General features: G+C 57.0%; 17 protein-coding genes. 8 read left to right on the forward strand and 9 right to left on the reverse strand.

Features of this window, described 5'->3' with window-relative positions; all coding sequences use genetic code 11:
* Positions 1 to 37: 37 nt before the first annotated feature.
* From K3169_RS25715 to K3169_RS25730, 4 genes are all read left to right on the forward strand, one after another.
* Positions 38 to 847 carry an AraC family transcriptional regulator gene (locus tag K3169_RS25715; RefSeq protein WP_231675861.1) on the forward strand — a complete coding sequence of 270 codons (810 nt, stop codon included), beginning with the start codon at positions 38 to 40 and terminating at the stop codon, positions 845 to 847.
* 90 nt (positions 848 to 937) lie between these two features.
* Positions 938 to 1,324, forward strand: a complete 387-nt coding sequence (locus K3169_RS25720) for a cupin domain-containing protein (protein ID WP_027901412.1) — start codon at positions 938 to 940, stop codon at positions 1,322 to 1,324.
* Positions 1,325 to 1,643: 319 nt separating this feature from the next.
* The gene (locus tag K3169_RS25725) at positions 1,644 to 2,894 is read left to right on the forward strand and encodes an aspartate aminotransferase family protein (RefSeq protein WP_263268692.1); all 1,251 of its coding nucleotides are present in this window, start codon (positions 1,644 to 1,646) and stop codon (positions 2,892 to 2,894) included.
* 179 nt (positions 2,895 to 3,073) lie between these two features.
* Positions 3,074 to 4,474, forward strand: a complete 1,401-nt coding sequence (locus K3169_RS25730) for a VOC family protein (RefSeq protein WP_263268694.1) — start codon at positions 3,074 to 3,076, stop codon at positions 4,472 to 4,474.
* A gap of 141 nt (positions 4,475 to 4,615) precedes the next feature.
* Here the strand turns inward: K3169_RS25730 and K3169_RS25735 are convergent, their stop codons facing one another.
* On the reverse strand, positions 4,616 to 4,822 hold the full coding sequence (locus K3169_RS25735; protein ID WP_122705527.1) for a DUF6434 domain-containing protein: 207 nt from the start codon (positions 4,820 to 4,822) through the stop codon (positions 4,616 to 4,618).
* Between the two features lie 134 nt (positions 4,823 to 4,956).
* Positions 4,957 to 6,243 (reverse strand): NAD(P)/FAD-dependent oxidoreductase, encoded by a 1,287-nt coding sequence (locus K3169_RS25740; protein ID WP_263272358.1) that lies wholly within the window; start codon positions 6,241 to 6,243, stop codon positions 4,957 to 4,959.
* 493 nt (positions 6,244 to 6,736) lie between these two features.
* Here K3169_RS25740 and K3169_RS29645 point away from each other — a divergent pair, with 493 nt between their 5' ends.
* A complete protein-coding gene (locus K3169_RS29645; RefSeq protein WP_027898088.1) occupies positions 6,737 to 6,934 on the forward strand; it encodes a hypothetical protein in 198 nt (65 codons plus the stop codon).
* Between the two features lie 279 nt (positions 6,935 to 7,213).
* Here the strand turns inward: K3169_RS29645 and K3169_RS25745 are convergent, their stop codons facing one another.
* Positions 7,214 to 7,408 carry a hypothetical protein gene (locus K3169_RS25745; protein ID WP_027901120.1) on the reverse strand — a complete coding sequence of 65 codons (195 nt, stop codon included), beginning with the start codon at positions 7,406 to 7,408 and terminating at the stop codon, positions 7,214 to 7,216.
* Positions 7,409 to 7,564: 156 nt separating this feature from the next.
* Between K3169_RS25745 and K3169_RS25750 the strand changes: the two genes are divergently transcribed.
* The 3 genes from K3169_RS25750 to K3169_RS25760 all read left to right on the forward strand — a co-directional run bounded on the left by K3169_RS25750 (position 7,565) and on the right by K3169_RS25760 (position 9,942).
* The gene (locus tag K3169_RS25750) at positions 7,565 to 7,945 is read left to right on the forward strand and encodes a low affinity iron permease family protein (protein ID WP_027901121.1); all 381 of its coding nucleotides are present in this window, start codon (positions 7,565 to 7,567) and stop codon (positions 7,943 to 7,945) included.
* 118 nt (positions 7,946 to 8,063) lie between these two features.
* The gene (locus K3169_RS25755; protein ID WP_263268697.1) at positions 8,064 to 9,188 is read left to right on the forward strand and encodes a DUF3182 family protein; all 1,125 of its coding nucleotides are present in this window, start codon (positions 8,064 to 8,066) and stop codon (positions 9,186 to 9,188) included.
* Positions 9,172 to 9,942, forward strand: coding sequence for an alpha/beta hydrolase family protein (locus K3169_RS25760; RefSeq protein ID WP_263268699.1), 771 nt, complete (start codon positions 9,172 to 9,174; stop codon positions 9,940 to 9,942). The genes K3169_RS25755 and K3169_RS25760 overlap by 17 nt, the downstream gene beginning before the upstream one ends.
* A gap of 99 nt (positions 9,943 to 10,041) precedes the next feature.
* On the opposite strand, the gene K3169_RS25765 is transcribed toward K3169_RS25760, so the two are convergent.
* The 6 genes from K3169_RS25765 to K3169_RS25790 form a co-directional block, all read right to left on the reverse strand.
* Positions 10,042 to 11,232, reverse strand: coding sequence for a zinc-dependent alcohol dehydrogenase (locus tag K3169_RS25765; RefSeq protein WP_099268157.1), 1,191 nt, complete (start codon positions 11,230 to 11,232; stop codon positions 10,042 to 10,044).
* 304 nt (positions 11,233 to 11,536) lie between these two features.
* On the reverse strand, positions 11,537 to 13,090 hold the full coding sequence (gene garD / locus K3169_RS25770; RefSeq protein ID WP_122705533.1) for a galactarate dehydratase: 1,554 nt from the start codon (positions 13,088 to 13,090) through the stop codon (positions 11,537 to 11,539).
* A gap of 10 nt (positions 13,091 to 13,100) precedes the next feature.
* A complete protein-coding gene (locus K3169_RS25775; RefSeq protein WP_263268702.1) occupies positions 13,101 to 14,471 on the reverse strand; it encodes an MFS transporter in 1,371 nt (456 codons plus the stop codon).
* Positions 14,472 to 14,700: 229 nt separating this feature from the next.
* Positions 14,701 to 15,612, reverse strand: coding sequence for a 5-dehydro-4-deoxyglucarate dehydratase (gene kdgD / locus K3169_RS25780; protein ID WP_027901126.1), 912 nt, complete (start codon positions 15,610 to 15,612; stop codon positions 14,701 to 14,703).
* 344 nt (positions 15,613 to 15,956) lie between these two features.
* A complete protein-coding gene (locus K3169_RS25785; protein ID WP_027901127.1) occupies positions 15,957 to 16,706 on the reverse strand; it encodes a FadR/GntR family transcriptional regulator in 750 nt (249 codons plus the stop codon).
* Between the two features lie 94 nt (positions 16,707 to 16,800).
* Complete coding sequence (locus K3169_RS25790) at positions 16,801 to 18,537, reverse strand: ABC transporter ATP-binding protein/permease (protein ID WP_263268704.1); 1,737 nt, start codon at positions 18,535 to 18,537, stop codon at positions 16,801 to 16,803.
* Positions 18,538 to 18,592 lie beyond the last annotated feature (55 nt).

An 18,592-nucleotide genomic window follows, 5' to 3' on the forward strand; every position in this document is an offset into this window, starting at 1 on the left:
TATGGTAGGGCGACTCAGGGCGCAGGTTAAAATTTCCATGGCCACCGAAACCAAACGCGACTGGCTGGTGCGTGCGCCGCAGTCGCGCAAGATGGAACGAATCGAAGCTTACTTCAGCGGGCACGGCTACACACCGCATCGTCACGACACTTACGCTATCGGGCGCACACTGGCCGGGGTGCAGAGTTTTCATTACCGCAACGATTACCGTCACAGCCTTGCAGGCGGCACCATGGTTTTGCACCCGGACGAAGTCCATGACGGGCAAGCAGGGACCGATGCGGGCTTTCATTACCGGATGTTCTACATCGAGCCTTCGCTTATACAGCAGGTGCTGGGCGGTAAGTCGTTGCCTTTTGTGGCGGGTGGCCTCTCCAGTGATCCGCGCCTATTTGCCGCGACCAGTGCGTTGCTGCAAAGCATGGAAAACGCCCTCGACCCACTTGAAGAAGAGGACGCCATTTACGATCTGGCCCAGGCGCTGGACGCTGCCGCCGGGAATAAACGCGGGCGGCGAGCGCTGGATTACACCGCAGCCGAACGGGCGCGAATGTACATTCATGACGCGCTGAATCAGGTGATCACGCTGGACGATCTGGTAGAGGCCAGCGGTCGCGACCGCTGGAGTTTGTCCCGGGATTTTCGCGCGCTGTATGGCACCAGTCCCTATCGCTACATTACTCAGCGTCGTCTGGCAGAAGTGCGTCGTTTGCTGCTCGCGGGCCAGCCGCTCAGCGAGGCCGCGCTGGCGTGTGGTTTCTTCGATCAAAGCCACATGACGCGCCAGTACAGTCAGGCATTTGGCATCTCCCCCGCACGCTGGCTGAAGATGCTCGGCCGACACTGACAAGGCCATCCAAAGCTGCACGATCATGCAATACGGTTTATTTGTAGCTCGCTAAGGTTGGTGCATCTGAATCAACCGAGAGCACTGACCATGACCAGCACCTGTTCTGCCCCGCCCTACTCCGCAGTTAACTTCGCCGCCAAATATGCGCTGTTCACTGAACAATGGACGCCGAAAGTTGTGGCGGAAATGAACGACTATCAGTTCAAAGTGGTGAAGATCCAGGGCGACTTCATCTGGCACTCTCACGCGGATACCGACGAGACTTTCATCATTCTGGAAGGCGAATTGCGCATTGATTTTCGCGATGGTTTTGTCACGGTTGCTGCCGGCGAAATGTATGTCGTCGGCAAGGGCATCGAGCATAAACCCTACGCCGAGCGGGAAGTGAAACTGCTGCTGATCGAGCCGCGCGGAGTGCTGAATACCGGACATGAGGAGAGCGGCCGGACGGCGGTTAATGATGTGTGGATTTGATTTAAGTCGCTGACGAAACGTCTTAATGCAGAAATGCAAAACCTGTAGGAGCGCGCTTGCCCGCGATTGCGTCAGAACGGACGAGATATTCATCGACTGACAGACCGAATCGCGGGCAAGCGCGCTCCTACACAGATCCCCGCTTGCATCACGACGGCGTGGTGTCAGGGACACCGGGGCAGCGCGTACAAAAATGCGCTGCATGCCGGTGCTTTCAACGTCCCGAATTATTGGAATGACGCCGCGAGTTTATTTCGCTTGTGGGTGATTGGCCTTACTCGCTTATATAGGGGCAATCTCTCTCGGCAGAAAACTGGTCATGAGTCGCAAAAACATCAGTCAATCCATTTCTCATGTTCATCCGCTGACGCTGTCCCACGGCAGAAACGCCGAAGTGTGGGATACCGACAACAAGCGCTATATCGACTTTGTTGGCGGCATTGGCGTGCTTAATCTGGGGCACACAAATCCGCACGTTGTAGCGGCCATTCAGGATCAGGCCACGAAACTCACGCATTACTGCTTCAACGCGGTGCCTCACGAACCCTATGTCAGGTTCATGGACAAACTGGAGCAGTTCGTCCCGGTGTCTTATCCACTCAGCGGCATGCTCACCAATAGCGGCGCAGAAGCGGCAGAAAATGCGCTGAAAATTGTGCGCGGGGCCACGGGCAAAACCGCGGTCATTGCGTTTGACGGCGGTTTCCATGGCCGCACCCTGGCGACGTTGAACCTCAATGGCAAGGTCGCGCCGTACAAGCAAAAAGTCGGCGTGTTGCCGGGCCCGGTGTTTCACATTCCGTACCCGAGCAAAGACAACGGCGTGACCACCGAGCAAGCGCTAAAAGCCATGGACCGCTTGTTCAGCGTCGAGATCGATGTGAACGACGTCGCCTGTTTTATCTTTGAAGCGGTTCAGGGTGAAGGCGGTTTTCTGGCAATGGAGCCTGACTTCGCCCAGGCACTGCGCAGGTTCTGCGATGAGAAAGGCATTCTGCTGATTGCCGATGAAATCCAGTCAGGCTTCGGGCGTACCGGGCAGCGTTTTGCCTTCACCCGGTTGGGTATCGAGCCCGATCTGATTTTGCTAGGCAAGAGCATCGCAGGCGGCATCCCGATGGGCGCCGTGGTGGGTCGCAGAGAATTAATGGGCTCGCTGCCCAAAGGCGGCCTTGGCGGCACGTACTCCGGCAACCCGATTGCGTGTGCGGCGGGCATCGCCAGCCTCGACCAGTTGAACGACGCGAACCTTTCCGCCTGGGGCGAGATGCAGGAAAGCATGATCGTCAGCCGTTACGAATCCTGGCAGGCCAACAAGCTGTCGCCTTATCTGGGACGTTTGACAGGCGTGGGGGCCATGCGGGGGATCGAGCTGATCACTGCCGGCGGGGCACCCGGTACTCAGCAACTGGCGCAACTGCTGGAAACGGCTCGTAAAGAAGGTTTGTTGCTGATGCCGAGCGGCAAGTCGAGACACATCATCCGCTTGCTGGCGCCATTGACGATCGAGCCAGAGGTGTTGCGCGAGGGGCTGGATATTTTTGAGCGGTGTCTGGTTGGGTTGAAGTAACCATCAATTTCTACAGACTGCATGAGTACCTGTGGGAGCGAGGCTTGCCCGCGATTCAGGCAACCCGGTGCATCAGGTAAACCGAGGTGCCTGAATCGCGAGCAAGCTCAGCTCCCACATAGGATGACGTTGATAAACGCGAGCGACGCCCTAGTGCGAATAACAGGAGATTCCCCGCAATGACAGCTTCAAGCTTCGCAAACCGTGACGAGATCCGTGCCGGTTTTTCTCGAGCCATGTCGGACATGTACAAGACCGAGGTGCCACTCTACGGCACGCTGATGGAACTGGTCGCGGACACCAACGACGGTGTGCTGGCGAGCAATTCGCAGGTTGCGCAAAGCTTGAAGCTGACCGGTGAAATCCAGCGGCTGGACATGGAGCGCCATGGGGCAATCCGTGTCGGCACCGCCACTGAGCTGGCGACCCTGAGCCGCCTGTTCGCGGTCATGGGCATGGAGCCGGTGGGCTATTACGACCTGACACCCGCTGGCGTGCCGGTGCACTCAACCGCCTTTCGTGCCGTACATGAACACGCTCTGCAAGTCAGTCCGTTTCGGGTGTTCACATCGTTGCTGCGTCTGGAGCTGATCGCCAATCCCGAGCTGCGCGACTTCGCCAGCCAGGTGCTAAGCAAACGCCAGATCTTCACCCCGCGTGTGCTGGAGTTGATTGAAAAGTCTGAACTGGACGGCGGCCTGACTGAAGCCGATGCACAAGACTTCGTCGAGCAAGCACTGGAAACTTTTCGCTGGCACAGCACCGCCACGGTGAGCCTGGATCAGTACAAACAACTGAACGCCCAACACCGTCTGATCGCGGACGTGGTGGCGTTTCATGGCCCGCACATCAATCACCTGACCCCGCGTACGCTGGACATCGACACGGTGCAGGACGGCATGCCCAAAAAAGGCATCACGCCTAAAGCCGTGGTCGAAGGACCGCCGCGCCGCAACTGCGCGATCCTGTTGCGCCAGACCAGTTTCAAAGCGCTGGAAGAGCCCATCACGTTTATCGGCCAGTCCGCGAATGAAGCAGGCAGCCACTCGGCGCGCTTCGGTGAAATCGAACAACGTGGCGCAGCCCTGACGCCCAAAGGCCGCGAGCTTTACGACCAGTTGCTGAATGAAGCCCGAGACGCGCTGGGTGAATTCCCCAACGAGGGCAATGCCGTGCGTTACGCCGAACTGCTGGGAACCGCGTTCAAGGCGTTCCCGGACAGCCACGAAGAAATGCGTGATCAGGACCTGGCGTACTTCCGCTACTTCGCCACTGAACAAGGCATCGCAGCGGGTGCAAGTATTCAGCAAGGATCAAGCCTTGAGCAGTTGATCAGCGCGGGCTACGTGCACTTCGAACCACTGGTTTACGAAGACTTTTTGCCGGTCAGTGCGGCGGGGATTTTCCAGTCCAACCTGGGCGATGATGCGCAGTCACATTACGGCACCAGCTCCAATCAGCAGGATTTCGAGCGGGCACTGGGCCGTAGCACCATCAACGAGCTTAAGCTCTATGCCGATACACAGCGCCGATCGCTACAGGAGTGCTCGCAAGCGCTGGGCATCGCACCGTTGGCCTGACGTGGGAGTCGCACAGCAGATTGATCCTGTAGGAGCTCACCGAGGTTACGAGGCCAGCGATGGCGGAGTGTCACACATACCGCCATCGCAGCCTCGCGGTGCTCGTCAGCTCCTACGGAAATCTTATATAGCCTGGACTGATCAACCCCGCCGACGCTGCCACTCATCAGCGACATCGCCCATGGTCTTGGGAATGTCGTTGCGTATCCAGGCCATGAAATCCCGGTCGAATCTGAATTTTTCACCGCATTGTTCAAGCATGAAACGCCGAACGTTCTGGGTGTTTTTGTAAGTCTTGTCCACGAGCGTGGCGCGGGTGATGGTGTTGCTGTGCCAGTCGGTGGGCATGGGAAAAATCCTTGAATTGGAACGTCGACTTGTAGGAGCTGCCGAAGGCTGCGAATTGCGGGGTATCAGACACACTGCCTTCGCAGCCTTCGGCAGCTCCTACAAAATGTGGCAGCTTAGACCACTCTAGAGCCTTAAAGAATCACCCGCAAACACTGCCCCGCGTGATACAGGTTGAAGCCCGCCTCATAAGCCAATGCCCGCACACCTGCGCTTTTCAGCTCTGGAGCTGAGGCAAACGGGATCGGCAACACATCCGGATCGTCCTTGATCAAAAAGTCCGCGAATGCCTTGCCCATGACGGTGCCCGTGGTGTTGCCTCGTCCGTTGTAACCATTGGCGGCCACCAGCCCCGGTGCAGGTTCGAACAGTTTGACCATGTGATCCGGGGTGAAATCAATGCAGCCCGTCCAGTGCATTTCCCATCGGACTTTGCCCAGTTGCGGGAAGTAATGGCTCTGAATGCGATCAGCCCAACTGCTGATGAACCAGTCGGGCTTGTTGTTCATCTTGCCCATGCTGCCGAGGATCAAGCGACCTTCGTTGTCGCGACGAATACTGCTCAACACCAGGCGCGTATCCCACGAGCCCTGCCCGTGCTTGAGCACTTCATCCGCAGCGCTTGAGGTCAGTGGTTCGGAGGCGACGTTGTAGTAGTAACCCTTGAAGAAATTCTGCTTGATGCCCGCCCACTCGCCTTCGGTGTAAGCGCCGGTTGAGACCACGACTTTGTCAGCCGAAACCGTACCGCCCGCCGTATCGACCAGCCAGCCAGAACCTTCGCGAGTGACAGCCTCCACGGGCGAGTTCTGGAAAATCTGCCCGCCGAGCTTGAGCACGGCTTCTGCCAGGCCGACGGTGTAGCCCATCGGGTTGATGGTGCCTGCACGTCGGTCCAACAAGGCGGTGGGGATTTTGTCAGTGCCGCAGTATTCACGGCACTTGGCACCGGTCAGCAGTTCGACGTCAGCACCGCGACGCTTCCACTGATCGTGACGGGCCTGGATGTCTTTGGCGCCATTGGCGTTGTGGGCCATGTGCAAGGTGCCGTCGTGACGGGCCTGACAGTCGATGGCGTATTTTTCGATCAGGTCGAAGACCAGTGCAGGCGCGAGGCCCATGACCGTGTTGAATTTCTCCCCCACGCCGGGGCCGAGCACCGCAGCAGCATCATCGGGCGCAATCCAGCTACCGGCATTGACCAGCCCGACATTACGCCCCGAGCCGCCCGTGCCGATGCGCGTGGCCTCCAGCAGCGCAACGGATTTGCCGCTTTCCAGTAAATGCAGTGCGGCAGACAAACCCGTGATACCGCCACCAATCACGCAGACATCGACCTTGAGTGCACCGCTCAGGGGTACCGATTGAATCTGACGAGTCGTGACTTGTTCCCACAAACACTTTTCACGCAACTGATCCATCTCGAACTGATCCCCGCCAGAACTGCACACGAAAATAATCTGCTTCATTCTTGATCCGATGCAAGGGCAATACCAAACGACCTTTACTCCGGATATCAGTCGGTTTCGGCATGAACCGGACGCTGATGGTTTAGACCTGTGTGCGGTCCTACGGGCTGACGTGAGTCAGTGGGAGCAGAGCTTGCTCGCGATAAGGCTGGAAGCGACCTGAAGTGAATCGAGTTCCGTCTTATCGCGAGCAAGCTCTGCTCCCACAATTCAACTGTCTCGAAATATCCAGGTGACATTAAAACGCTACTACTGGAACCGCAAAACGGCGTTTTTCTCGTATTGAAAACAGGTCGTTTCGGCCAATGAATACGGGAATATTACGTTCATCGGATAGGTAATTTTTATGTAGCTCATTTGCCATTTTCGGTGCAGGATTTTTCCGACGTTTTCAGCCGCCGTTGACTCGGCGTTTCGTTCACCCCACTGATGGAGATGCTTACCGATGCTAATCCAAATAGAAGAAGGGACTCACGGCGCCAATTGGGTCGTGAAGCTGGACAACTACCCCGTCAAATGTCGCAGCAGGGATGAAGCCCGCGAATTTGCTGAAAAAATGAAATCACGAATCAATGCCCCGCACTCGTTGCCCGGCAGGTTCAGCTCTACATCGGTCAACCAGACGGCGGCGCATGTCGGTTGAGATCAGGTTTGAAGAACAGGAATAAAAAAGCCCGGCTTACTCGCCGGGCTTTCCATTTCTACGACATCCTTTTCACATGATTTTCACGGCGGCGCTTTTAACCTAGCGTCACTCCTGTTGAATCTCCTGGCCCGCCTCGTAGCGGGTCTTTTTTTGTCTCGCGTTTGAGCATTGGACCTGTAGGAGCTGCCGAAGGCTGCGATAGCGGCGTGTCAGGATAAGCGCTTCGCAGCCTCCGGCAGCTCCTACAGAAAACCCATTTCATCCGGCTCTGAAAACCTACTGCGCAGTGCTCACCGTCTCATTGCTGGCGACGGTTTTGCTGTTGACCAACGCCGCCTCGCCCAGCACTGCAAGCCGGTCCGATCGACTGCCATCCATGACTTCGCTGCTCCAATGCCCCGTCATCGCTGCCATCCAGGCGAACAAGAACAGCGCCACACCCTGCAGGGCCCATCTCGCGATCATCGGCATAGCACTTCTCCCTTTCCAGAATTCAATGCGCTGATGTAAACAGCTAAGCATTGCAAAAGGGTTTCACTGCTGACGAAGATGAAAGTATTTGTAAGAAGAAATTTCAAGAATCGGCTGTGGTCAGTAGTTCACAGATTCTACGAAAGGCCACACCGCATGAAGTTTTCCCAATTTGCCCAAGGGCTGTCCAAGTGGGCAGGCAGCGCACGAACGTTCATGGCTGCGATTGCCCTGATTTGCCTGTGGGCAATCACCGGCCCCTGGTTTCACTACAACGATACCTGGCAGCTGATCATCAATACGTCCACGACCATCATCACCTTTCTGATGGTGTTCCTGATTCAGAACACTCAGAACCGCGACAACGATGTACTGCATATCAAGATCGACGAACTGCTGCGCGTGACCAAGGACGCGCAAAACGCCTTGCTGAGCCTGGACAAGCTGGATCACAAAGAGCTTCGTGCACTGCGCAAGGAATACAAAGCGATTGGTGATATCGAGGCTCTCGGCTCCCCGGCCAAAAGCGAGCCTTGATACAACCGCCCGGCGGTCAGCGCCGGGGAACTCTGCGACCGCCCCTCCGTTCATAAAACAGGTAGTCGACGTATAAAAAACCTAGTAGCGAGCCATTGGCCTACACAGGGAGTCGTCCATGAGCGGATCCGGATCTAGCACTGAAAAAGCTGCCGTAGTTCTTCTGCCTACCCACAAAAAACTGGCCACACACGAAGTCGTAGTGCATCAGAAACTGGCCGAGAAAATCGCGACTTTGTTGGGTTGTGAATTTCTCGGGCTTTACGACAACGCCATCCACAAGGGCATGAATCTGTACTTCATCCCGTCTGACACCTTGATTGGCAAACAACAGAACAGCGACCTGAACATTCAGTCTTCCGACGACCTGTTCGGTGGTTTGATCGCCGAGCCGTTTATGGCCACCAAGGCCATTTCCCATCCCCTGCTGGATGAAGCCACGGCGCAGCCTCCCGGCTGGTCACGGCAAATCCACGAGGATGCTGCTGATTCAGTGCTCGCAGGTTTTACCGTTTTTAATGAAGCCGACGCATTGCGTGCCGGTGAGCGAGTATTGGCCAACGGACCGGCGCGGATCAAACCCGTGCTGGCGACGGCTGGACGGGGGCAGATCGTGGTCACTGATCAGGGCCAACTCCAGGCCGCGATTGCCGAGCAAGCCATGGAAGAGGTCGCAACATGGGGTCTGGTGATCGAAGAAGACCTCACTGACGTTATCACCCTGAGTGTTGGCCTGGTGCAGGTTGCCGGGATCACCGCCAGTTATCACGGCACCCAATGCCTCACTGAGGACAACAAGGGCGAAACGGTTTATGGCGGCTCTACGCTGTGGATTGTGCGCGGCGGTTATGAAGCGCTGCTTGCGCTTGAGCTGGATGAGCCCGTTCGCCGCGCCGTGACTCAGGCCATGCACTACGAGAACGCGGCGCTCAAACATTTCCCCGACTTCATCGCCTCAAGGCGCAACTACGACATTGCTCAAGGCACAAACGCCAAAGGCGAACGCTGCTCCGGTGTACTGGAACAATCCTGGCGAATCGGTGGTGCGAGCCCTGCTGAGGTCGAAGCTTTACTGGCTTTTGCGGCCGATCCAGCCCTGCAGCGTATCTGTGCCTCGACTCACGAAATATACGGCGAAACCACAATCCCGGCCGACGCCAGCGTTCTTTACGAAGGCGACGATCCCGAGGTTGGTTTCATCAGCAAATTCACAAAGGTCAGACCTTATGAGTGTAAGCAGTGAAAGCATTGAGATTGCAGTAGATGGCCAATCCATTTCCGGAACGATCCTGACCCCTGGCGCGAAGATCCCCGGCATTTTGTTCGTCCATGGTTGGGGTGGTAGTCAGCAACGGGACCTGGCGCGAGCCAAAAACATCACAGGTCTGGGTTGCGTGTGCCTGACGTTTGACCTGCGCGGGCACGAGGGCACTCACGAAATGCGTAGCAAGGTATCCCGGGAACAAAGCCTGGCGGATTTGCTCGCTGCCTACGACCGACTGGCCAGCCACCCTGCGGTCGACAGCGATGCCATCGCCGTCATTGGCAGCAGCTATGGCGGTTACCTGGCAACCATCCTCAGCTCCATGCGCCCGGTCAAATGGCTGGCGTTGCGTGTACCCGCGCTGTATTGGGATGCCGACTGGGAAATGCCCAAGCAGGAACTGGATCGCGACAAGCTGGCCCATTACCGCCGCTCTGCGGTGACTGCCGCTGACAACCGTGCGCTTGCAGCCTGCAAAGAATTTCACGGGGACGTGCTGCTGATTGAGTCCGAACAGGACGACTATGTGCCCCACGCGACATTGATGAGCTATCGCAGTGCGTTCGAACAGGCCCACTCGCTAACCTATCGCCTGGTGGACGGCGCCGACCACGCGTTGAGCAGCGATCTGAGCCAGAGTATGTACAGCTCGATGTTGACCAACTGGATCAGTGAGATGGTCATCGGCGCTCGTCTTGTGGATTACCCGCACTATTCGGCGAAGTATTCCTGACAGCCATAAACCTATGTAGGAGCTGCCGCAGGCTGCGATAGCGATTATTCAGCTACACCACCCGCTATCGCAGCCTGCGGCAGCTCCTACATTTGGCTTTTAGACCGCTGTAGCGCTACTCATCCCCGGCACCAGAATCACCTTGCGGCAATCCTCCTGCTTCTTGTCGAAGATCTTGTAACCCTCGGCGGCATCTTCCAGCGACATGCGATGGGTAATGATCGCCTCTGGCGCAAGCGCCCCGCTTTCGATGTGTTCGAGCAATTCAGGCAAATAACGCTGTACATGGGTCTGGCCCATTTTGAACGTCAGGCCTTTGTCGAAAGCATCGCCAAACAGGAAGCCATGGATGAATCCGGCGTAGACACCCGGTACGCTCACCACACCACCGCGTCGCACAGCGGCGATGCATTGGCGCAAGGCCTTGCCACTGCTGCCCTCAAGTTTCAGGGTCGCAAGAATGGTTTCAGTCGTGCTGCCCTTGGCTTCAAACCCGACCGCATCGATCACGCCATCCACGCCGCGCATGCCACGGGTCTGCTTGATGATGGTGTCAGCGGGATCATCGTCTTCATCGAAGTTGATCGGGATCACGCCGTAAGTGCTTTGTGCGTAGGCCAAGCGATACGCGTGGTGATCGACCATGAAGATTTTCTCGACGCCCAGCATTCTTGCGCAGGCCGCGCTAAGCAATCCCACCGGCCCGGCACCATAGATCGCCAGACTCGAACCCTGGCCTACGCCGCTGTTGAGCACCGCTTGCCACGCAGTCGGGAGGATATCGGAAAGGAACAACACCTTGTCGTCGGACAGCGTGCCCGGCACTTTGAAAGGGCCGGTGTTGCCTTTAGGCACGCGCACGTACTCAGCTTGCCCACCTGGAATACCGCCATACAAATGGCTGAAACCAAATAACGCAGCCCCAGGCGGAATGGACTTCTTGTTCAGAATCGCACCGCGTCCGGTGTTGGTGGTTTCGCATGCTGCGAACTGGTCCAGCTGGCAGAAAAAGCAACTGCCGCAGGCGATGACAAAGGGGATAACAACCCGGTCGCCAGGCTTGACCGTGGTGACTTGCGAACCTACCTCTTCAACGATCCCCATGAACTCGTGGCCAAAAATATCGCCCGATTCAGTGGCTGGAATCTTGCCGCGATACAGATGCAGGTCAGAGCCGCAAATCGCCGTGGCGGTGACCTTCAACAGAATGTCATCGACTTCTTGAATAACCGGATCAGGAACGGTATCGACCCGAACATCGTTAGACCCGTGATAAGTCAGTGCGCGCATTTTTCTCTCCTTGCAGGCGATAAGGCCAGTCGGGCAAAAGCACCCGGAACTAACAAGGGAGAACCGAAAGAATATGTAAGTTCAGAGGGCCTTAAAGCAAAGATGACCAGTGGTTAATCTCGTCGCCGTCGGGCTGGGAGTTTGAACTTGGCGGGGAAGATTTATCTAAGCTCGCTTTCGCGAGGCAGGCACAGTTCCTTGTGGGAGTCAGGCTTGCCCGCGATAAGGGCGACGCGATTCATGCGAGACCGAGTCACCCTTATCGCGGGCAAGCCCGGCTCCCACAGGAAAAACAGCGCTGATATCAGGTAATAGGCGCAGGGTTGAACAGGGTGATGTCGTTGTGCAGACGGTAATGCTCGGTCCAGGTCTTTTTCTTGCCGCTGGCCACGTCCAGATAGAAATGGAACAACTCCCAGCCAAGGTCTTCAATCGTTGCACGCCCGGTCGCAATACGGCCGGCATCAATGTCGATCAGATCAGGCCAACGCGTCGCCAGCTCTGTACGGGTCGATACCTTGACCACCGGAGACATCGCCAGACCATACGGCGTACCGCGCCCGGTGGTGAACACGTGCAGGTTCATCCCGGCCGCCAGTTGCAGGGTGCCGCAGACAAAGTCACTGGCCGGTGTGGCACAGAAAATCAGGCCTTTGCGCTTGAAGCGTTCGCCAGGGCCCAGCACGCCGTTGATGGCGCTGTTGCCCGACTTGACGATCGATCCCAGGGATTTCTCGACAATGTTCGACAACCCGCCCTTCTTGTTACCCGGTGTGGTGTTGGCGCTACGGTCCGCCTCGCCTTTAGCCAGATAACGATCGTACCAGTCCATTTCCCGAACCAGCTCTTCGGCCACTTCCTGAGTCTCGGCGCGGGACGTCAGCAAGTAGATGGCATCGCGTACTTCGGTCACTTCCGAAAACATCACGGTAGCGCCTGCGCGCAGCAGCAAGTCCGAGGCGTAACCCAATGCCGGGTTGGCGGTGATGCCAGAAAACGCATCGCTACCGCCGCATTGCATGCCCAGAATCAACTCTGAGGCGGGCACGGTTTCACGACGTCGCAGATCAAGCTTCTTCAAGCGCACTTCAGCCAACTCCATGATCTGCTCGATCATTTCGTTGAAGCCATGGCTGGAGTCCTGCAGGCGATACATCCATTGATCGCTGAGATCCACAGACAGATCGTCTTCGTGCATGACCTGCCCGGCTTGCAATTTCTCGCAGCCCAGCCCAATCACCAACGCCTCGCCACCCAGGTTCGGGTTGCGCGCAAGGTTACGCACTGTGCGGATCGGGATGTAAGCGTCGGTCGCGGTGATAGCCACACCACAACCGTAAGTATGAGTAAGCGCCACCACGTCATCGACGTGGGGGTACTTGGGCAACAGCTCTTCGCGGATGCGCTTGACCGCATGATCAAGCACCCCGGTCACGCACTGCACAGTGGTGGTAATGCCCAGAATGTTACGCGTGCCGACAGTACCGTCGGCGTTGCGATAGCCTTCAAAGGTAAAACCTTCCAGCGGTGCGCCTCTTTCCGGCACCGCGTCTGACATCGGCAGGCTGTCCAGCGCCGGTGCCGATGGCATACGCAGCTGATCTTCCCTGACCCAACTGCCCCGAGGAATCGGCTGCAGGGCATAACCGATGGTGTGTCCGTAACGGATGATCGGCTCGCCTTCAGCGATATCGACGGTGTTGACCTTGTGGCTCTGCGGAACGTTATCGACGGTCACCAGACCATTATCAAATTCGGTACCGGCAGGCACACCCTGGTCGTTGACTACTACCACCACGTTATCCAGCTCATGGAGCCGGATGTAGCGCGGGGAGTCGGCATGTTGAATCAGGTTCATCACGGTTTCCTCAGGATTTAGCTTGAGAAAGGTCGCTGGCTTCGCCAGTCAATGGCCCCTCGGTTGGAGGCTCTTTCAGTTCAACGCGTTTGATCTCGCCAACAATGAAGATGTAGCTGAACACCGCAACCACTGCGTTGGCACCCACAAACACCAGGGCCCATTTGAACGAGCCAGTGGAGCTGATGATGTAGCCAATCACGATAGGCGTGGTGATCGAAGCAATGTTACCGAAGGTATTGAACAGGCCACCGCTCAAACCGGCGATCTGCTTCGGCGAAGCGTCGGACATCACCGCCCAGCCCAGTGCGCCCACACCTTTACCGAAGAACGCCAAGGCCATGAAGCCGACGACCATCCACTCGATATCAACGTAGTTACAGGCAACGATGGTGGTCGACAGCAGCAGGCCGCCGATGATCGGTGCTTTGCGAGCGAAGGTCAGCGAGTGGCCTTTGCGCAGCAGGTAGTCGGAAATCACGCCGCCCAATACACCACCGATGAAACCGCAGATGGCTGGCAACGAGGCGATCATGCCCGCCTTGAGGATGGTCATGCCACGTTCCTGAACCAGGTAAACCGGGAACCAGGTCAGGAAGAAATAGGTGATGCCGTTGATGCAGTACTGGCTCAGGTAGATGCCGAGCATCATGCGGTTGGTCAGCAGTTGACGGATGTAGTCCCATTTCGGGCCGCCGCTTTTGCCTTTACCTTTGTCCTGATCCATATCGACCATGCCGCCGTTGTCGGCGATGTGATCGAACTCTTCCTTGTTGATGCGTGGATGTTCGCGCGGGCTGTAGATAACTTTCATCCAGACCGCCGAGAACACGATACCGATGGCACCCATCACGACGAACACATGCTGCCAGCCGAATTTGTAAACGATCCAGCCCATGAGCGGAGCGAACAGCACGGTGGCGAAGTATTGTGCGGAGTTGAAGATCGCAGAGGCAGTACCGCGCTCGGCAGTCGGGAACCAGGCCGCAACAATGCGCGCGTTACCAGGGAAGGAAGGCGCTTCGGCCAGACCCACCATGAAACGCAGCATGAACAGCACGATGACCGCGGAGCCAATGCTGAACTCGCCAACATAGCCTTGCAGCAAGGTGAACAGCGACCAGGTAAAAATGCTTAATGCGTAGATTTTCTTGGAACCGAAACGGTCGAGCAGCCAGCCACCCGGAATCTGACCAGCCACATAGGCCCAGCCGAAAGCAGAGAAGATGTACCCGAGAGTGATGGCGTCGATACCAAGGTCTTTTTGCAGGCTGGAGCCCGCGATAGCGATGGTGGCGCGGTCGGCGTAGTTGATCGTGGTCACCAGAAAAAGCATGAGCAGGATCAAATAGCGGACGTGAGTCGGCTTGGACTGTTGCATGTGTGTGTGAACTCCCACTAATTATTTTTTTTACGCGGGTATATCTGTTTTTTTGTGTCGCTCGCGCCTGTCGGCCCCTTGGAAAAAGTCGTGATTAACGACACTTCCCACCTACAGTTGATGCGCGTCCCTACGAACCGATGCAGACCCCATCAGCCCTTGTGCCGCTGACAAACCGTCCATGGCACAAAGCCGCTGAATCGCTCAGCGGCTTTGGTTCGGGGGTGTGTTACTGCTTGCCTTGCTTGTCCATCAGCGCGGCGAGCATTTCGTACTCTTCGGCAGTCAGGTCGGTCAGTGGTGTGCGCACTGGACCGGCGTCGTAACCGGCGATTTTTGCGCCAGCCTTGACGATGCTGACGGCGTAACCGGATTTGCGGTTACGAATGTCCAGGTATGGCAGGAAGAAGTCGTCGATGTATTTGCCAACGGCAACGTGATCGTCTTTGGCGATAGCGTGGTAGAAGTCCATCGCCAGCTTGGGTACGAAGTTGAAAACGGCCGACGAGTAGACAGGAACGCCCAGCGCTTTGTAGGCAGCTGCGTAAACTTCAGCGGTCGGCAAACCACCCAGGTACGAGAAGCGATCGCCCAGACGACGGCGGATCGAGACCATCAGTTCAATGTCACCCAGACCGTCTTTGTAGCCGATCAGGTTAGGGCAGCGTTCGGCCAGTTGTTCCAGCAGCGGAGCAGTCAGTCGGCAGACGTTACGGTTGTAAACGACAACGCCGATTTTCACTGACTTGCAGACCGCTTCAACGTGAGCGGCTACGCCGTCCTGGCTGGCTTCAGTCAGGTAATGCGGCAGCAGCAACAGGCCTTTGGCGCCCAGACGTTCTGCTTCTTGAGCGTATTCGATGGCTTGACGGGTCGAGCCGCCAACACCTGCCAGAATCGGCACGCTGGTCGCGCAGGTATCAACCGCGGTTTTGATCACTTCGGAGTATTCGCTGGCTGCCAGGGAGAAGAACTCACCTGTACCGCCGGCAGCGAACAGAGCGCTTGCGCCGTACGGGGCCAGCCACTCGAGACGTTTAACGTAGCCAGCGCGATGGAAGTCGCCCTGCGCATTGAAGTCGGTAACAGGGAAAGACAGCAGACCGTGGGAAAGGATGGACTTCAGTTCTTGTGGATTCATTATTCGAACACCCTGGGAGCATTTATTGTGAATGGATCACCGGTCGTCTGCCGATGTCGTAAGTCATCGTACAACTGATAATAAAATCACTCAACAGGGATTTTCGGTTTTTTCCGTAAGCTGTAGCAGATAGTAGCGCAGGCCCCGAAGGAATGGGCCCTGGCGGGAATTTGGATAGACTAAGGTCGTATGATCACTGGGAGGAATTAGCCCGGATAGAGGGGGCGCGCGGTATTTATGTGGGAGCTGGGCTTGCCCGCGATAAGGCTGGATGCGATCTGAAATGAACCGCATCCAGCCTTATCGCGAGCAAGCTCTGCTCCCACAGGTATTGAGGCACTCAATCAGGCCCGCTGCGATTCAGCCTCTTCATGGGCATGACGCAACCGTTCGCGGCTGTTGGTCAGGTGCAGGCGCATGGCAGCGCGGGCGGCGTCGGAGTCCTGGCGGGCGATGGCGTCGTAGATTTCTTCGTGCTCACGGCTCAGGCGGGTCATGTAGTGCTGCTGGTCATCATGAGCCAGGCGCGCCGAGTTCAGACGGGTACGCGGAATGATGCTGGTGCCCAGGTGAGTCATGATATCGGTGAAATAACGGTTGCCCGTCGACAGCGCAATCTGCAGGTGGAACTGGAAGTCCGACCCTACCGCATCAGCAGCATGAGCAGCACTTTCATTCAGTGCATCCAGCGCCTGACGCATCGCCAGCAATTGCTCATCGGTGCGACGTTGCGCCGCCAACCCGGCCGATTCGACCTCAAGGCTGATACGCAATTCGAGGATCGCCAGCACATCACGCAAGGTGACGATGGTGGCCGGGTCAATACGGAAGCCACTCGGGCTTGGCGTATCCAGCACGAAGGTGCCGATACCGTGACGGGTTTCTACCAGACCGGACGCCTGCAGACGCGAGATAGCCTCGCGCACCACTGTGCGGCTGACGCCTTGTTCTTCCATGATGGCCGATTCGGTGGGCAGTTTGTCGCCACGCTTGAGCAGCCCGCTGCGAATACGCTCGGACAGTTCAGTGACCAGCTCTTGCGCAAGGCTGCGGTGCTTGCGGCGTGCGCGAGGCAGTGCGCTTTGATTTTCCATATCCAACGTCGATCTCGAGCAATGAAAGAAGTGATGATAGCTCACCGGGTTATACGATCACATTCATAAAAAACGAATGAATAGTACGCCCCGATCATACAACATGCAGAGAATGCGGCTGTTCGCGCAAATCCCCATCCTCGATACGCAGCAGCCGTCTGTGAAAACGCTTCAGGCTGCTGCGATGGCCAATGCTGACCAGAGTTACATCCGGTAACTCATCAATCAGCGCCTGATACAGCAACGCCTCGTCTTCCTCGTCCATGGCAGAGGTGGCTTCATCCAGATAGAGCCAGCGTGGCTGGAACAGCAACGCCCGGGCAAACGCGACGCGTTGCTGCTCACCGGGTGACAACATGCGTTGCCAGTGATCACTCTCGTCCAGACGCGGTATCAGGTGCCCCAGTCGACAGGCTTCCAGCACTTGGGCGAAGCGTTCCGCCGGATACGTTTCCACAGTCTGTGGATAACTCATGGCCTCACGCAATGTGCCAATCGGCAGATAAGGCCTCTGCGGCAGGAACAGATAGGGCTCGGCAGGCAGTTGAATGTGGCCTTTACCGTTTTGCCACAACCCGCCCAGCGCACGCAGCAAAGTACTCTTGCCGCTGCCGGATCGACCACCCACCATGACCCGCTCACCTGCTGCGATGTTCAGGTTCGTGTCCTTCAGCAACTGTCGGCTCGCGCCCAATTGCAGCGCCAGCCCGGCCAGGCTCAGCGACTCGCCTGTATGGCTGATTTCGATGGCTGAAACATGGGCCTCGTTCTGATCCAGAGCCTGCCGGAAACTCAGCAGACGGTCACAGGTGGCCCGCCACGACGCCAGCGTGGCATAGGCGTCGATAAACCAGCTGAAGTTTTCCTGCACATTGCCAAAAGCAGAGTTGATCTGCATGAGCTCGCCCAGCTCAATCTTGCCCGCAAAGTAGCGCGGCGCGGCCACCACGAAGGCGAAGATGATCGCGATCTGTGAATAACCGGCCGTGAAGAACGTCAGGCGTTTCTGCACCCGCATCATCGACCAGAAGTTGCTCCAGACCATGCCGAAGCGTGAACTCAAACGCTCGTTCTCGTTGGGCTCGCCGTCCGAAAGCGCAATACTTTCGGCGTTCTCACGCACGCGAACCAGCGAGAAACGCAAGTCAGCTTCGTAACGCTCTTGCTGGTTACTCAGGGGAATCAGACGCCGACCGATCAAATGCGTCAGCCAACTGCCCACAACTGCATAAAGGAATGCGGCCCAGAACATATAGCCGGGTATCTCGATCCCAAACAACTCGATGCTGCCGGACACGCCCCACAGGATGATCGAAAAGGACACCAGACTGACGATGGTTTTGATCAGCCCAAGGCCCAGCGACAGGGTATCGCTGGTGAATTTGTTGAGGTCTTCGGACAAGCGCTGGTCAGGGTTATCGGTGTAACCGCCCTGCTCCAGCTGGTAGTAGCTTTTGTGACTGAGCCATTTGGCAAAATGCTGCTCGGTGAGCCAGCGCCGCCAGCGAATGGTCAACATCTGCGTCAGGTAGGACCGGTAAACCGCGCCCAGAATAGCCACGGTAGCGATGCCGCAGAAATACAGAATCGACTGGGTAAAGGCTTCAAGATCCTTCTTTTCCAGCGAGTTATAGAAGTCTCGGTACCAGCTGTTGAGCACCACCGAAATGGCCACACTGAACAGCGAAAGCGCAATCACGGCGATCAAGAGGAGCCAGGCGAGGCCCTTCTCTTCGCTGCGCCAGTAAGGAGTAATCAGCTTCCAGACGCGGGAGAAGAATTTCTCCCGCACACTGTCATTTACAGTCGTGTATTCGGCATTGCGATTCATGGTGATGACTCGACTTCACAGTGAAGTTCAGCGTCCGGGCGTGAGCGGCGGACGC

The sequence above is a fragment of the Pseudomonas phytophila genome, assembly GCF_025643095.1.
GTDB lineage: Bacteria > Pseudomonadota > Gammaproteobacteria > Pseudomonadales > Pseudomonadaceae > Aquipseudomonas > Aquipseudomonas quasicaspiana.

Excerpts from the sequence above, each read along its gene's own strand:
- K3169_RS25715 (WP_231675861.1), top strand. The coding sequence starts at position 38 with ATGGCCACCGAAACCAAACGCGACTGGCTGGTGCGTGCGCCGCAGTCG.
- K3169_RS25720 (WP_027901412.1), top strand. The coding sequence starts at position 938 with ATGACCAGCACCTGTTCTGCCCCGCCCTACTCCGCAGTTAACTTCGCC.
- K3169_RS25725 (WP_263268692.1), top strand. The coding sequence starts at position 1,644 with ATGAGTCGCAAAAACATCAGTCAATCCATTTCTCATGTTCATCCGCTG.
- K3169_RS25730 (WP_263268694.1), top strand. The coding sequence starts at position 3,074 with ATGACAGCTTCAAGCTTCGCAAACCGTGACGAGATCCGTGCCGGTTTT.
- K3169_RS25735 (WP_122705527.1), bottom strand. The coding sequence starts at position 4,822 with ATGCCCACCGACTGGCACAGCAACACCATCACCCGCGCCACGCTCGTG.
- K3169_RS25740 (WP_263272358.1), bottom strand. The coding sequence starts at position 6,243 with ATGGATCAGTTGCGTGAAAAGTGTTTGTGGGAACAAGTCACGACTCGT.
- K3169_RS29645 (WP_027898088.1), top strand. The coding sequence starts at position 6,737 with ATGCTAATCCAAATAGAAGAAGGGACTCACGGCGCCAATTGGGTCGTG.
- K3169_RS25745 (WP_027901120.1), bottom strand. The coding sequence starts at position 7,408 with ATGCCGATGATCGCGAGATGGGCCCTGCAGGGTGTGGCGCTGTTCTTG.
- K3169_RS25750 (WP_027901121.1), top strand. The coding sequence starts at position 7,565 with ATGAAGTTTTCCCAATTTGCCCAAGGGCTGTCCAAGTGGGCAGGCAGC.
- K3169_RS25755 (WP_263268697.1), top strand. The coding sequence starts at position 8,064 with ATGAGCGGATCCGGATCTAGCACTGAAAAAGCTGCCGTAGTTCTTCTG.
- K3169_RS25760 (WP_263268699.1), top strand. The coding sequence starts at position 9,172 with ATGAGTGTAAGCAGTGAAAGCATTGAGATTGCAGTAGATGGCCAATCC.
- K3169_RS25765 (WP_099268157.1), bottom strand. The coding sequence starts at position 11,232 with ATGCGCGCACTGACTTATCACGGGTCTAACGATGTTCGGGTCGATACC.
- garD (WP_122705533.1), bottom strand. The coding sequence starts at position 13,090 with ATGAACCTGATTCAACATGCCGACTCCCCGCGCTACATCCGGCTCCAT.
- K3169_RS25775 (WP_263268702.1), bottom strand. The coding sequence starts at position 14,471 with ATGCAACAGTCCAAGCCGACTCACGTCCGCTATTTGATCCTGCTCATG.
- kdgD (WP_027901126.1), bottom strand. The coding sequence starts at position 15,612 with ATGAATCCACAAGAACTGAAGTCCATCCTTTCCCACGGTCTGCTGTCT.
- K3169_RS25785 (WP_027901127.1), bottom strand. The coding sequence starts at position 16,706 with ATGGAAAATCAAAGCGCACTGCCTCGCGCACGCCGCAAGCACCGCAGC.
- K3169_RS25790 (WP_263268704.1), bottom strand. The coding sequence starts at position 18,537 with ATGAATCGCAATGCCGAATACACGACTGTAAATGACAGTGTGCGGGAG.